At 57.5% G+C, this 12464-nt stretch carries 12 protein-coding genes and 1 pseudogene; 10 read left to right on the forward strand and 3 right to left on the reverse strand.

The features are described from left to right. Nucleotides 1-11: 11 nt before the first annotated feature. Entirely contained in the window at nucleotides 12-428 is a 417-nt protein-coding gene (locus B0G52_RS10850; protein WP_094043986.1) for a FixH family protein, read from the reverse strand. A 155-nt stretch (nucleotides 429-583) separates the two neighbouring features. On the opposite strand from B0G52_RS10850, the gene B0G52_RS10855 reads away from it, so the two are divergent. The 7 genes and pseudogenes from B0G52_RS10855 to B0G52_RS10885 all read left to right on the forward strand — a co-directional run. Then, nucleotides 584-976: a hypothetical protein gene (locus B0G52_RS10855; RefSeq protein WP_094043988.1), complete on the forward strand. Its 393-nt coding sequence runs from the start codon at nucleotides 584-586 to the stop codon at nucleotides 974-976. Next, nucleotides 973-2430: a right-handed parallel beta-helix repeat-containing protein gene (locus B0G52_RS10860; RefSeq protein ID WP_094043990.1), complete on the forward strand. Its 1458-nt coding sequence runs from the start codon at nucleotides 973-975 to the stop codon at nucleotides 2428-2430. Before B0G52_RS10855 ends, B0G52_RS10860 begins: the two co-directional genes overlap by 4 nt. Beyond that, nucleotides 2427-2990 carry a nitrous oxide reductase accessory protein NosL gene (locus B0G52_RS10865; RefSeq protein ID WP_094043992.1) on the forward strand — a complete coding sequence of 188 codons (564 nt, stop codon included), beginning with the start codon at nucleotides 2427-2429 and terminating at the stop codon, nucleotides 2988-2990. Before B0G52_RS10860 ends, B0G52_RS10865 begins: the two co-directional genes overlap by 4 nt. 3 nt (nucleotides 2991-2993) lie before the next feature. Then, on the forward strand, nucleotides 2994-3815 hold the full coding sequence (locus B0G52_RS10870) for an ABC transporter permease (RefSeq protein ID WP_094043994.1): 822 nt from the start codon (nucleotides 2994-2996) through the stop codon (nucleotides 3813-3815). After that, the gene (locus B0G52_RS10875; RefSeq protein ID WP_094043996.1) at nucleotides 3808-4521 is read left to right on the forward strand and encodes an ABC transporter ATP-binding protein; all 714 of its coding nucleotides are present in this window, start codon (nucleotides 3808-3810) and stop codon (nucleotides 4519-4521) included. The genes B0G52_RS10870 and B0G52_RS10875 overlap by 8 nt, the downstream gene beginning before the upstream one ends. Continuing rightward, the gene (locus B0G52_RS10880) at nucleotides 4518-5054 is read left to right on the forward strand and encodes a TlpA family protein disulfide reductase (RefSeq protein ID WP_094043998.1); all 537 of its coding nucleotides are present in this window, start codon (nucleotides 4518-4520) and stop codon (nucleotides 5052-5054) included. Before B0G52_RS10875 ends, B0G52_RS10880 begins: the two co-directional genes overlap by 4 nt. 89 nt (nucleotides 5055-5143) lie before the next feature. Next, nucleotides 5144-5353: pseudogene (locus B0G52_RS10885) on the forward strand (Na+/H+ antiporter); the annotation flags it as partial. Nucleotides 5354-5435: 82 nt separating this feature from the next. On the opposite strand, the gene B0G52_RS10890 reads toward B0G52_RS10885, so the two are convergent. Further along, nucleotides 5436-6230: an undecaprenyl-diphosphate phosphatase gene (locus B0G52_RS10890; RefSeq protein ID WP_094044000.1), complete on the reverse strand. Its 795-nt coding sequence runs from the start codon at nucleotides 6228-6230 to the stop codon at nucleotides 5436-5438. Between the two features lie 242 nt (nucleotides 6231-6472). On the opposite strand from B0G52_RS10890, the gene B0G52_RS10895 reads away from it, so the two are divergent. Continuing rightward, complete coding sequence (locus tag B0G52_RS10895; protein WP_094044002.1) at nucleotides 6473-7753, forward strand: hemolysin family protein; 1281 nt, start codon at nucleotides 6473-6475, stop codon at nucleotides 7751-7753. Between the two features lie 224 nt (nucleotides 7754-7977). Continuing rightward, complete coding sequence (locus tag B0G52_RS10900) at nucleotides 7978-9258, forward strand: MFS transporter (RefSeq protein ID WP_369827040.1); 1281 nt, start codon at nucleotides 7978-7980, stop codon at nucleotides 9256-9258. Between the two features lie 53 nt (nucleotides 9259-9311). Here the strand turns inward: B0G52_RS10900 and B0G52_RS10905 are convergent, their stop codons facing one another. Next, nucleotides 9312-10016: a TioE family transcriptional regulator gene (locus tag B0G52_RS10905; RefSeq protein ID WP_094044004.1), complete on the reverse strand. Its 705-nt coding sequence runs from the start codon at nucleotides 10014-10016 to the stop codon at nucleotides 9312-9314. A gap of 241 nt (nucleotides 10017-10257) precedes the next feature. On the opposite strand from B0G52_RS10905, the gene B0G52_RS10910 reads away from it, so the two are divergent. Beyond that, nucleotides 10258-10659 (forward strand): GNAT family N-acetyltransferase, encoded by a 402-nt coding sequence (locus B0G52_RS10910; protein WP_158223658.1) that lies wholly within the window; start codon nucleotides 10258-10260, stop codon nucleotides 10657-10659. Nucleotides 10660-12464 lie beyond the last annotated feature (1805 nt).

Raw genomic sequence — 12464 nt, forward strand, 5'->3', positions numbered from 1 at the left:
AATGACATTAACTATATGGCCTTAAAGGGATGGGCCGCCTTCACTGAATCGCCGTCCGAGGAGACGGCGATTTCCGCTTCCCACTTGCCCGCCATGACGGGAATCGCCAGCAGCTCGTATTGACCCGGCGCGACCGCCCGCGCCTCCGCCGGAATTCTCCCGCAGAACATGCCCGGCATGACGAGGTAGGCTTCGATGCTCGCCTGCTCGACCGGGTTTCCTTCTTCATCCCGCAGCGTCAGCCGAATGACGTTTTCCTCCATGACCGCCGCTCCGCTTCGTTCGGATCGGACCTCCAGCCGCAGCGTCGAACCGCTTGCCGAAGTTTCCGTTCCTTCTCCCCCGGCGCTTCCCCCGCTTATCCGCCCGCAGCCTCCGACGATCAGCAAGCCGACGGAACAGGCCAAAGCGATGAGCTTTTTGGACATTTTACCCCTTCCTTCTCAGTCCGTTCGTTCTTTATTCACGCTTATGCGCAGTTGTCACAATTATGTCAACGGATGTAGCCCTAACGAGTTATGTCAACGTTCGGATATCGGGCTAGAATAGGGAGGAAGTATTCGACAGGATAGGAGCGATCCGGATGACCAAAAAGAGACGGGGATTGCTGGTGTTGGTCGTGCTGGCGGCGATGGGCTTGTCCGCGTGCTCGTCCGCGAAGCCGGGAGATCAAGATCCGAGAGACGTGAAGGTGGAGCTCAGGACGGACCCGGCGCAAGCGCAGGCGGGAGCGGACGTCAAGCTGATTGCGACCGTGACGGGGCTGGTGGACGAGAAAAACACGATCGTGCAGTACGAGATCCGCAAAGCGGACCACAGCGGTTTGCCCGAGCTGCTGGAGAACGTCGAACGGGAAGGCGGAACGTATTCCGCCGGCTACAAGTTCGCGGAAAGCGCGGCTTACGACGTGTACATCCACATCTATAACGGCGAGCTGCACATTACGAAGAAAAAACCGGTGGAAGTGGGCCCATGAGCTTCCTGACTCGCAAGGCGGACACGGAAAGACCGCGCCGTCGGAAGAGACAAGGCTACCCGGGAGAACAAGGCAGCTCAGGCGGATGGCGAGGCTTGCGGGGAGCTGCAGGCAGGCTGCTGCTCGCCGGCTCGATGCTGGCGGCGTTAGGCGCGCCCGGAATTGCCGGGGTGGAGCCTTCGCTGGCGGCAACCGCGCTGCAGCCGATCATCGACGCGGCCAAGTCGGGCAGCGAAATCGTGCTCCCGGCGGGAAGCTATTCCGGCCCCGCGATCGTCGACAAGCCGCTGACGATCCGGGGAGAGGAAGGAGCGACGGTGTACGGCACAGAGGGGAAGACCGTCCTGACCGTCCGCGCGGACAGGACGGCGGTGCGCGGGATCAAGATCGTCAGCGACGGAACGAACGACGTTGCCGCCATCGCCGTGGAAGCGGACGATGTCGTCGTCGAGCGGACGACGATCGAGTCGTCCGGCCTCGGCATCTCGCTTCGCGATGCCGACCGGGCGACGGTCGCGGGCAATGCCGTCTACCCGGCGACGGACGCGGCCGGCTCCGCTGCGGGTCCGGCGGCGCGCACCGGCAACGGCATCGACCTCTACGATTCGCACGATGCGGCGATCAGGGACAACGAAGTCCACGGCATGAAGGACGGCATTTACTTGGAGAAAAGCCATCGCGCGGTCATCGAAGCGAACCGGATCTACCGGTCGCGGTACGGCATTCACTGCATGTACACCGACGGGACGCTGATCAAAGGCAACGAAGGCGAGTTCAACGTGACCGGAGCGATGGTGATGGGCGTCAGAGACGCCGTCGTGACGGACAATTCGTTCCGCAAGCAGAGCGAGAACGTCCATTCCCAGGGCCTGCTTCTGTTCGACGTCCAGACTTCGCGGGTCGAGCGCAACACGTTCGAAGGCAACCGGGTCGGCATCTACATGGAGCTCTCCTCGAACAATTCGCTGGAAGGCAACGATGTGCTGAGAAACTTCGTCGGCGTTCAGTTTCTGGAGTCGTCCGACAACGCCTTCTCAGGCAACGTCTTTCTGGCCAACGTCATCGAAGCGCAGGCGACGGACAGCATCGGCAATCGGCTCGCCAACAATTATTGGGACGCCGCCCAGGCGCTGGACAAGAACGGGGACGGACTCAGCGACCTGCGCTATGCCATCAACCCGTTTTTCGAACGGGCGGCCGATCGTACGCCTGCGTATCAGCTATTTTTTCAATCGCCGGGCATGACGTTCCTCAGCGGTCTGTTTACAGCCGACGCGGGCGAATGGGCCTCGGATTCCGCGCCGTTGATGAACTTGCCGGAGGACACGGGGGCTCTAACGGAAGTATCGAATGAAAGACCGCGGGACGGGGGCGACGCCGCCGTCGGGGCGATCGGCGCGGCGCTTGCGCTCGGAGCGATTTTAACCATCTACTTGGGGGTAAGGAAAACATGAAAAAACGGATGATGATTGGTTTGCTGGTTATGGCTGTCGCGTTGCTCGCGGGCTGCGGCGGGAAGAAGTACGAGGCAGTGCCGATCAATGAAGACGTCGACGTCTGCGCGATCTGCAAAATGCAGGTCAAGGACGACGCCTACGCGACGCAGCTGACGACGAAGGACGGCAAAACGTACAAATTCGACGACATCGGCTGCATGAACGAATGGAAGAGCAAAAACGGCACGGACAACATCGGCATGGATTACGTACGGGATTACAACGACAAGGAATGGATCGAGTTCTCGTCAGCGACCTACGTGTACGACGCTTCTCTGCGCACGCCGATGGCTTACGGGATCGTCAGCTTCATGGACAAGAAGTCGGCCGAGGCGTTCATCGCCGAGCAAGGCGTCGGACAGCTGATGAGCGCGAAGGAGTTGGCTGGCCATTCCTGGGCACAAAATAAGCAAGGCATGGAAATGGACATGGAGCACGGCCACGAGGCCGAAGGCGGCATGGACGGGCACGGCGAAGGAGAAGAGAAGACGGAATCGACGCAGCACGCGGGGATGTAACCGATGGCGGACATGCTGCAAGTCGCCGCGCGAGAAATCCGGATCGGGTTCCGCAACCCTTGGTCCTACTCCTTCATGGCATTGTTTTCCGTATTCAGCTTGAGCCTGCTGCTCATGAACGCCAGAGGCGTCGTGGACGGCTATTCCGGAACGACCGGCTCGATGATCAGCTTGATTCTGTATTTGCTGCCGCTGATGACGCTGTTTCTCGGATCGTTCTCGCTGACGGCGGAGAAGGAAGAAGGGAGCTGGCAGCTGCTCTCGACGTATCCGCTCGGCACGGTTTCCTATATTGCCGGCAAGTACGCGGGCTTGTCGGTCGTGCTGCTGACGATCGTCGCCTTCGGCTACGGCTTGATGGGGGCGGTCGGCCTGGCTGCCGGAGCCGGCTTCGCGCTGCAAACCTATCTGCTGTTTCTCGCTTTCTCTGCCGGGCTCGTGCTCTTGTTTCTGGCGGTGGCGATGATCGTCGGCTCGTTGTCCCGCAACCGGTGGCAGGCGATGACGATCAGCGTCGCGCTCTGGTTCTTCCTCGTGATCGGCTGGTCGACGATTCTGATCGCGCTGCTGGGCAGTCTGCCCTACGTCTGGATCAAGCCGGCGCTTGTCTTCCTGACGTTCTTCAATCCGGCCGAGCTCGTCCGCCTGTTCGTCGTCGTTAAGCTCGGCGGAGGCGCGGTGCTCGGTCCGGAGTACTACGATTGGGTGCAATGGGTGCAAGGGGCGGCCGGAACGCTCGGCTTCTTGGGAGGCTGCGCGGCGATGATCGGCTTGTCCGGAGCGCTCGTATGCTGGATTTGGGAGAGGAGGCGACAGCATGGCTGAACCGCTGCTCGTTGCGGACGGCATCTCCAAGACGATCAAGAAGCAGGTTTTGGTGGAGCCGATCGACGTAAAGCTGGGCAAAGGGGAAGTGCTGGCTCTGTGCGGAGGCAACGGCGCGGGCAAGAGCACGATTCTGCGAATGATCGCCGGCATCATGCGGCCCAGCGGCGGCAGCGTCCGCGTGAACGGCTGGGACTGGACCCGCGACCGTTCGCAGTACGCCAAGCAGCTTGGCTACATGCCGGACGATTATTCGTTCAGTCCTGGGCTGACGGCGATGGAGGCGTTGAGCTTCTGGGCGGCGCTTCGGGGCGTTGGCAAAGAACGCGTGCTGGAAGCGCTGGAGCTGGTCGGGCTGGAGCAGAAGCGAAGCGGCAAGGTGCAGACGTTCTCCAAAGGGATGCGGCAGCGACTGCTGTTCGCCCAGGCGATTCTGGCCGAACCGCCGCTGCTGCTGATGGACGAGCCGACCAACGGCTTGGACCCTTACTGGATGGACGAGTTCGTGCGCCTGCTGGGCGAGTTGAAACGGCGCGGCCACGCGGTCGTCTTCAGTACGCACCAGCTGCAGACGGCCGAAGAGATCGCGGATCGGGTCGTCTTCCTGATCGACGGCCGCAAATGCGGAGAAGGCTCGGTTGAATCGTACCGGCAGCTTCACGGACAGCATCCGTTGCACGCGGCGTTCCGGGAGGCGCTCGGATGAAGCGGGAATCGACGTACCGGGGACCTCTGGCCGGGATTATCGGGCTGCTGGCGCTGGCCGCCGTACTTGCGATTGCTTTTCCCGCTTTTCGTTCCGATTCCGCGGGCAAGGGCGGACTGGCGGCAGGAATGGAGGCTCCGCCGATCGAAGGCGTGGATACGTCCGGGGCGCAGGTCGACTTGCAGCAAATGCGGGGGCTGCCGGTCGTCGTCAATTTCTGGGCGTCGTGGTGCCAGCCGTGCGTGAAGGAGATGCCTCTGATCGACGAAGTGTACCGCAGCGCCTCCGATCGGTTCAAGCTGATCTCGATCAACGTCGGCGATACGAAAGGAACGGTGAACGAGTTTATGGCGGAGCACGGCATTTCGTTCCCGGTGCTGATCGATGCGGCCGGAAAAGCGGCGGAGCGTTACCGTGTATCCGCGCTTCCCGCCACGTTCGCGATCGACGCGGAAGGGCGCATCAGCCATGCGGGCATCGGACAGCTGACCGATGCGGAGCAGCTGTACGCGCTTATCCGCTCCTCGAAGTAATTTCTACAAGAAGGCGCAGAAATAGGGCAAGCTATCTTCGATTCCAAGGTTCCGGCTTTCGGAACGTTTCGCAAGGAGAGAGCGCCCCTATGGAACTGCTTATCATGGTGTTGATGCTGCTCATGCTCATCGGCGCTTCCAACGTCCTCAATCGCTTTATTCCGTTCGTTCCGGTCCCGATCATCCAGATCGCGCTCGGCGTCGCGGCGGCCTACATGCCCGGGCTTCATCATGTGCCGCTCGATCCCGAGCTTTTTCTTGTGCTGTTTATCGCCCCGCTGCTGTTCAACGACGGCAAGGTTATTGACGACGCTCTCCGGGGTGCGCGGCGCTAGCAAACCCGAAGGACGGTCGCCGGAGACGAGGGGATTAAACGAACGTTTAGTTGATGACGAAGAAAAAGAACAAAATGGCGATTGCGAAGCGATAATACGCGAACCAAGACAGTCTCAGCTTCTTGATCAGCCTGAGGAACGTCACGACCGCGATCAACCCGACGATGAACGAGGCCGCAAGGCCGGTCAGGAAAAAGCCGATGTCCTCGGCGGCCAGCAAGTCCCTGCTCTTGTACAAGTCGAGTCCGGACGCGGCGAACATGATCGGGACCGATACGAGGAAGGTGAAGTCTGCGGCCGCTTTCTGGCTCGTGCCGAGCAGCATGCCGCCGGAGATCGTCGATCCGGAGCGGGAGAAGCCCGGCCACAGCGCGAGGCACTGGAACAGGCCGATGCCGAACGCTTGCTTGTAGCTGATGTTGTCCATCGTCTCGGCGGTCACCTTCCGCTTCGAACGGTCGGCGATCAGGATGAGGACGCCGCCGACGATCAGGCCGACGAGTACGGTGGAGGAGCCGAACAGATGCTCTTTAATGACGCTGTGCAAGGCCAGTCCGACGACGACGGCCGGAATCATCGCCAGCATCAGATGGATCATATTGAGCCGGCCCGCCGTCTTGACGTCGCGCCAGTGGCGCAAAATTTGCACGTATTTTCTCCAGTAGATCAATGCCACCGCAAGCACCGCTCCAAGCTGGACGACGATTTCGAACGTTTTGATTTTGTCCCCGCTCAAGTTCAGCAGTTCGGCCGTCATGATCATGTGCCCGGTCGACGACACCGGCAGAAACTCCGTCAAGCCTTCCACGATTCCCATAATAATCGCGCTAATAATGTCCATGCTCATCCCTCATTCGAATTCGATATCGCAATATGTGACTCATTGTAGCACGCCGGATCGCGCGGACGAAATTCGATTCGAGGGAAGGAGCGTTCGAGTGCGTTGTCAATAGGGTTAATATGACGATTTGGTGGACAACCTAAAAAAAATCCGGTCGTTCAGCCCGTTTTTACCAAAAAAACTGTGACGTCCGGGCTTTGTCTCCGTATGAAATAAGATAATAATCTGAAAGGAAGACTGAATTGATACTCAACTTGTTTCTCGTCGCCATTCTTATCGTTTTAACCGCTTTTTTCGTAGCAACCGAATTTGCCGTCATTAAGCTTCGCCCCAGCCGCGTCGATCAGATGGTGATAGAGGGGAGAAAAAATGCGCTGGCGGTTCAGAAGGTGACGAACAATCTGGACGGTTATTTGTCCGCCTGTCAGCTCGGCATTACGATTACCGCGCTGGGACTCGGCTGGCTCGGCGAGCCGACGGTCGAGAAGATGCTGTACCCGTTATTCGAGCAACTGGCAATCGGAGAGAAGGCCGGCCACATTCTGTCGTTCGGTATCGCCTTCGTATCCATTACGTTCCTGCACGTCGTGCTGGGAGAGCTGGCGCCGAAGACGATGGCCATCCACAAAGCGGAAGCGATCTCGGTGTTTACCGCTCCGCTGATCATTATTTTCTACAAAATCATGTATCCGTTTATTTGGGTCTTGAACGGCTCGGCGAACGCGCTCGTCAGAGTGTTCGGAATGAAGCCGGCCAGCGAGCATGAGGAGGCGCACTCGGAAGAGGAGATCCGCATTATTTTGTCGGAGAGCTACGAGAGCGGGAAAATCAACAATACCGAATACGGTTACGTAAACCGGATTTTCCAATTCGACGAAATGATGGCCAAGGAAATCATGGTTCCCCGCACCGATATGGTCTGCCTGTACGAGGACATGACCTTGGAAGAACTGATATCGGTCGTAAGGAAGGAGCAGTACACGCGCTTCCCTGTCGCCAGGGCGAACAAGGACCATATCGTCGGATTTATTAATACGAAGCGGCTATTCTTGAAATACGACAACGATCCGGAATTCGATTTCCGGAAGCATATTCATCCCGTGATGACCGTGCCGGAGGCGATTCCGGTCAAGTCGCTTCTGCTTCGAATGCAGGAGGAGCAAGTTCATCTGGCCATTCTGCTCGACGAGTACGGAGGGACTTCCGGACTTGTGACGATCGAGGATATTTTGGAAGAAATCGTCGGGGAAATCCGCGACGAATTCGATAACGACGAGAAAAAGCCGATCGAGCAGCTGGGCTCCGGCCACTACTTGTTCGACGGATTAACGCCGATCGACGAGATTAATTTGCTGTTCGGCGCCTCGCTTGAGCAGGACGGCGTCGATACGATCGGGGGCTGGCTGTACAACAGGCAGCCGGATTTGGCCAAGGGCGGGGAATGGACTTACGGGGAGCTGCGTTTTACCGTGCGGGAGAGGGACAAGCACCGCATTCGCAAAGTGGAGGTCCGCCAGGTCTAGAGATAGGCGGCTATTCGATTATCGTGTATAATAGGCTCAATTCACTCGGAGGTGTAAAAATATGCAAAAAAACCAGACAATCGCTCGGACGGAAGCCAACGACACGAAAGTGACGAGCAAGCGGTAGACAACGCGCGATCTCATCGCGTTAGACGATTGTCATTGTCGGCACGGATAGGACGAACGCGTTGATCTGCCGTAAATAGAGAGGCGGATTCGACGTTTTGAAGAAATTGGACGCATCGCGGATTTATATGTTTATGGGTTTTATGACGTCGCTGGCTAATGCGACGATGTTTACGACCTATGCGATCTACCAGGTCGTTGCGCTAGGGTTTAACCCTCTCCAGCTTCTGCTGGTGGGGATGGTGCTGGAAGTCACGGTGTTGCTGTTCGAAGGCGTGACGGGAGTCGTGGCGGATACGTATAGTCGCAAAGCGTCCGTCATCGTCGGCATGTTCGTGCTCGGAGCCGGATTCGTGCTGGAAGGAAGCGCGATGTGGCTGGGAGACGGCAGCACTGCAATGTCGGCGTTCGTATGGCTGCTTATGGCGCAGGTTGTCTTCGGCATCGGGTTCACGTTCGTCAGCGGCGCCGATTCCGCCTGGATGGTCGATGAGGTGGGAGAGGAACGCGCGGGCCGCGTTTTCTTGAAGGCGAAGAGAGTCGGCTTGATCGGAACGCTGCTGGGCATCGGGCTCAGCGTAGCGATTTCCACGGTCGGCTACAACTTGCCCTACATTGCCGGGGGCTTGATGTACTTGGCTTTGGGCGCGTTTCTGATTGTTTATATGAAGGAGACGAACTTCGCGAGGCCGGAGAAAACGGAGGGTCGGTTCTCTCATTTTCGCAGCATGAAGGAGACATGGGTGACCGGAGCGCGGACCATCAGAGGGAACCGGATCTTGCTGATGATCCTGATCGTCACCCTGTTCAGCGGGGCGGCTTCGGAAGGCTACGACCGGTTGTGGCAGGCTTTCATTATTGGCGATATCGGCTTTCCCGCCGCGATCGGATTCAATATGGCCACCTGGTTCGGCTTGATCGCGCTTGCGTCGACGCTGCTGAGTCTGGCGGCGGTCTGGGCGGCGGAGAAGCGGCTGGATAAGATCAGCGAGAGATTCGCCCGCCGAAGCCTGATCGTCCTGACCGCCGCGCGGGTGTTGGGCATAGCGGGGCTGGCTTTGTCTCCGAACTTCGCGTACGCGCTGGCCGCCGTGCTGCTGATCGAGGTCATCATGGCGCTGACCGGGCCGGTCTACGACACATGGCTGAACCTGAACATCGAGAGCCGTTCGCGGGCGACCGTGCTGTCCATGCTGAGCCAGTCGGATGCGCTCGGCCAGACCGGAGGAGGGCCGTTCGTCGGCTGGATTGGCAGCCGCCTGTCCGTCAGGGCGTCGCTGCTCGCTTCCGCCGCGCTGCTCGTTCCGATTCTCGCGGTGTTCGCCCGGGCTCGCGGCCGGCAAACCGGTTTTTCCGCAGACAAACAGAATATAGCGTAATGTTCCGGAAGGTCTTCCCCCGATTATGGCGGCGGGAAGGCCTTCTTTTCGTCTTACAGCAGCTTCAGCGTTTCGCACAGCTCGATCAGCCGATGAATGCCCTGCAGCTGGCTGCGGTTGCGGTTGTCTATGCTCCGCAGGGCATCTTGCGTGACTTTCTTGGCATGCTCCAGGCTATGATGATCCAGCGCATGTACGATTTCTTTCATGCTTTTCAGGAAGTAGATCGTGCTTCGAAGCGTGCGAATGAGCAAAATTTTACGCAGGTGCTGGGGAGTGAAGACGCGGTATCCGTTGTCCGGATCTCGATCCGGGGTGAGCAGCCCCTCCTTCTCCCAGTGCCGGATTGCGGATGTGGCTACTCCGGCCAGCCGGGCGACTTCTCCGATCGTCATATTTTTCTTGGCTTTCGGATGGATGGACGGAGCCGATTCAAGGGGATGCAGCAGCTCCAGCGTTTTATCGGCCGCCTGCTTCTCCTGCCGGAGGAGGGCCTGTTCCTTGTTGACCGTCCAGAAGGCCTCGTCGGTTCGTCCTCCTTGGATCATGACAAGGACGTCGCAGGTTGTTTTGACCCCGAAGCCGGGGAACATGGCGCGCAAGCAGCGGAAGTAGGCAAGGTGAACGTCCGTATACAATCGGTAACCGTTGGGCGCACGCTCGGGCGCGGGGACGACTCCCCAGGACTCGTAATGTCGCAGCGCGCTCGTGCTGATATGAAGCTGTCTCGCGATTTCGATCGGCTTGTAGGACTCTATGAATATCCCTCTCCTTCAGGTGAAGAGCTTGTTTTGGCTGCTTTACTATAGCAAAAGGCTCCGCTCTTCGCAATCGTCTGCAGGTTGCTTGGAGTTAGAAGTGAAAGCTTAAAGGAGCAAGACAACGTTTGTCGAGCGAGTGAAATGGAGGAGGCGGGACGGAGCGGGAACTTTAGCACTTGCATGAATGTAGTAAAGTAAGAGTGTGTGCAAGCCATTCATCGGAAAGAAGGGATTTAAGTTGCCGATCATTCATGAACTGCCGGAAGCCGAAGAAGTTGTGGTTTTAAGAGCTGAAGCGGGTCTGAGCCCGCAAAGTCCGTCCGCCGTCGAAAGGGCGCTTCACCATTCGTTGTTCGTCGCCTGCGCGAGAGATGAGCACAACAAGCTGTTGGGAACGGGAAGGGTAATCGGAGACGGAGTTTATCATTTCCAGATCGTGGATATTGTCGTGCGCTCGGATTGCCGGGATAGTTCTGTCGTGCATGAGCTGCTGGAAGAGCTGATAGATTACGTCGACCGCAATGCGGAGCAAGACGCCAACCTCGTCGTCATCTCCGACCTGGAGGCGATGAAACTGTATGCGAAGCACGGCTTCGAACTGATGTACCCGAACTTCTACGGAATGAGCCGAAAGCTTTAATTCGATTCCCGCCGGCGGACCAAATTCATTTTGGATCATTTGTCCTCGAATTGCTGCGCTAAATAACGTCCTATCCAAGTTGATATGTGAAAAAATTCCTGATTTTATGGAATATTATGGGTGACTTCGTACGCTTGTTTATCTCTATTCCGTGTCACCTGAGTAAAGTGCAGATAGGCGCAGGTTTGAGATGGCGCTGAGTACGGGGATGGGGATGGGGATGGTGCTGACGATGAGAATGGGGATGATGCTGAGGATGGAAATGGCCGCCGGGGGTGAAGTGTCAGGGCAGAGATAGGGCAAACATCACTGTGTCCACCAACGTAAACATGCCAAAAGACATCGTGAAAAGCGTCTCTTCTGACCTGTTGCTGAACATATACTTCCTGTTGTTTTAACAAAATAGTGTGCATTCACAAAAGGTTAATATGGAAAATAAATCCATAATTTTATGGAATATTTTAGCTGGTGGATAGCCGTTTCATATCTCTGTTTCATGACACCTGAGTAAAGTGCAGATAGGTGCAGGATTGAGATGGCGTGAGAAGACGCTAAGGCTGGAGGCGGGCGTGGGTGAAATGGGGGTTATTGACGGAGGTCTCGGGATGAGAACACCGAAAAAATGAAGATTTCCGAAAAAAAGTACCGGGAATCTGCACATTACTCAGGGAGCGCGAAATCGAGATAGAGAGCAGGTCTGGGGCAGATGGCGCGTGGATCGGGAAGGTATCTGCACATTACTCAGGCAACGCGAAATTGAGATAGAGAGCAGGTCTGAGGAAGAAGGACGAGTGGAAAGGTATCTGCACATTACTCAGGGAGCGCGAAATCGAGATAGAGAGCGGGGCCGGGGCAGATGGCGCGTGGATCGGGAAGGTATCTGCACATTACTCAGGCAACGCGAAATTGAGATAGAGAGCAGGTCTGAGGAAGAGGACGAAGAGTGGGAATGTATCTGCACATTACTCAGGCGGCGTGAATTGGAGATAGAAGTGGGGGAGCTGGGAACTGGGAACTGGGGGCTGGCAGGCGAGGGAGAGAGAGAAATAGAAAGGTTGGGTTAGTCAATGTGCGAGATGAAATCTGGGCGAGGATGAGACTTGACAGGAGGATTGTTTTCCCCTAAGATGGGTTTCAAAGTTCAAGCGATGATCAAGGACATGAGCGCCTGCGGATACCGCCCAGAGAGAGGGGGCACGGCTGAAACCCCCTTCGGAGAGAGGCATGCGTTTACCCCCTTGTAGCTGCGATTCGGAAGTTGCGCCGCGTAAGGAGCGGGGCAGGAGTATGAGTCGACGGGAGCTCCCGTTACAGAGCGCCAAGGATTCGCGGATGTGCCGAGAGCATGGGGCGGGTTGAATTTGGGTGGAACCACGAGCGCGCTCGTCCCTTTGCGGACGGCGCTTTTTTTATTTGCATAACGGCTTGGATCAAGGACATGAGCGTTTGCGGATACCGTACAGAGAGAGGGGGCACGGGCTGAGACCCCCTTCGGAGAGAAGCATGCGTTTACCCCCTTGTAGCTGCGATTCGGAAATTGCGCCGTGAGCGATGCGGGGCAGGAGTATGAGTCGACGGGAGCTCCCGTTACAGAGCACCGAGGATTGGCCGGACGTGCCGAGAGCATGAGGCGGATTGAATTTGGGTGGAACCACGAGCGCGCTCGTCCCTTTGCGGACGGGGGCGTTTTTTAGTTCATACGCAAAATAAGTAAGCGTCAAATAGCCCCCACCTTGAGATCAGTGGGAGCTGGCGTAGGCTAAGTATTAAGACTGATGCATTCGGCACGTGTTCGGCAACGATTG

Source organism: Cohnella sp. SGD-V74 (assembly GCF_003001675.1).
In the GTDB taxonomy this organism is placed as follows: Bacteria; Bacillota; Bacilli; order Paenibacillales; family Paenibacillaceae; genus Cohnella.

Coding starts and splice junctions, on each gene's coding strand:
- B0G52_RS10850 (WP_094043986.1), bottom strand. CDS start 428: ATGTCCAAAAAGCTCATCGCTTTGGCCTGTTCCGTCGGCTTGCTGATC.
- B0G52_RS10855 (WP_094043988.1), top strand. CDS start 584: ATGACCAAAAAGAGACGGGGATTGCTGGTGTTGGTCGTGCTGGCGGCG.
- B0G52_RS10860 (WP_094043990.1), top strand. CDS start 973: ATGAGCTTCCTGACTCGCAAGGCGGACACGGAAAGACCGCGCCGTCGG.
- B0G52_RS10865 (WP_094043992.1), top strand. CDS start 2,427: ATGAAAAAACGGATGATGATTGGTTTGCTGGTTATGGCTGTCGCGTTG.
- B0G52_RS10870 (WP_094043994.1), top strand. CDS start 2,994: ATGGCGGACATGCTGCAAGTCGCCGCGCGAGAAATCCGGATCGGGTTC.
- B0G52_RS10875 (WP_094043996.1), top strand. CDS start 3,808: ATGGCTGAACCGCTGCTCGTTGCGGACGGCATCTCCAAGACGATCAAG.
- B0G52_RS10880 (WP_094043998.1), top strand. CDS start 4,518: ATGAAGCGGGAATCGACGTACCGGGGACCTCTGGCCGGGATTATCGGG.
- B0G52_RS10890 (WP_094044000.1), bottom strand. CDS start 6,230: ATGGACATTATTAGCGCGATTATTATGGGAATCGTGGAAGGCTTGACG.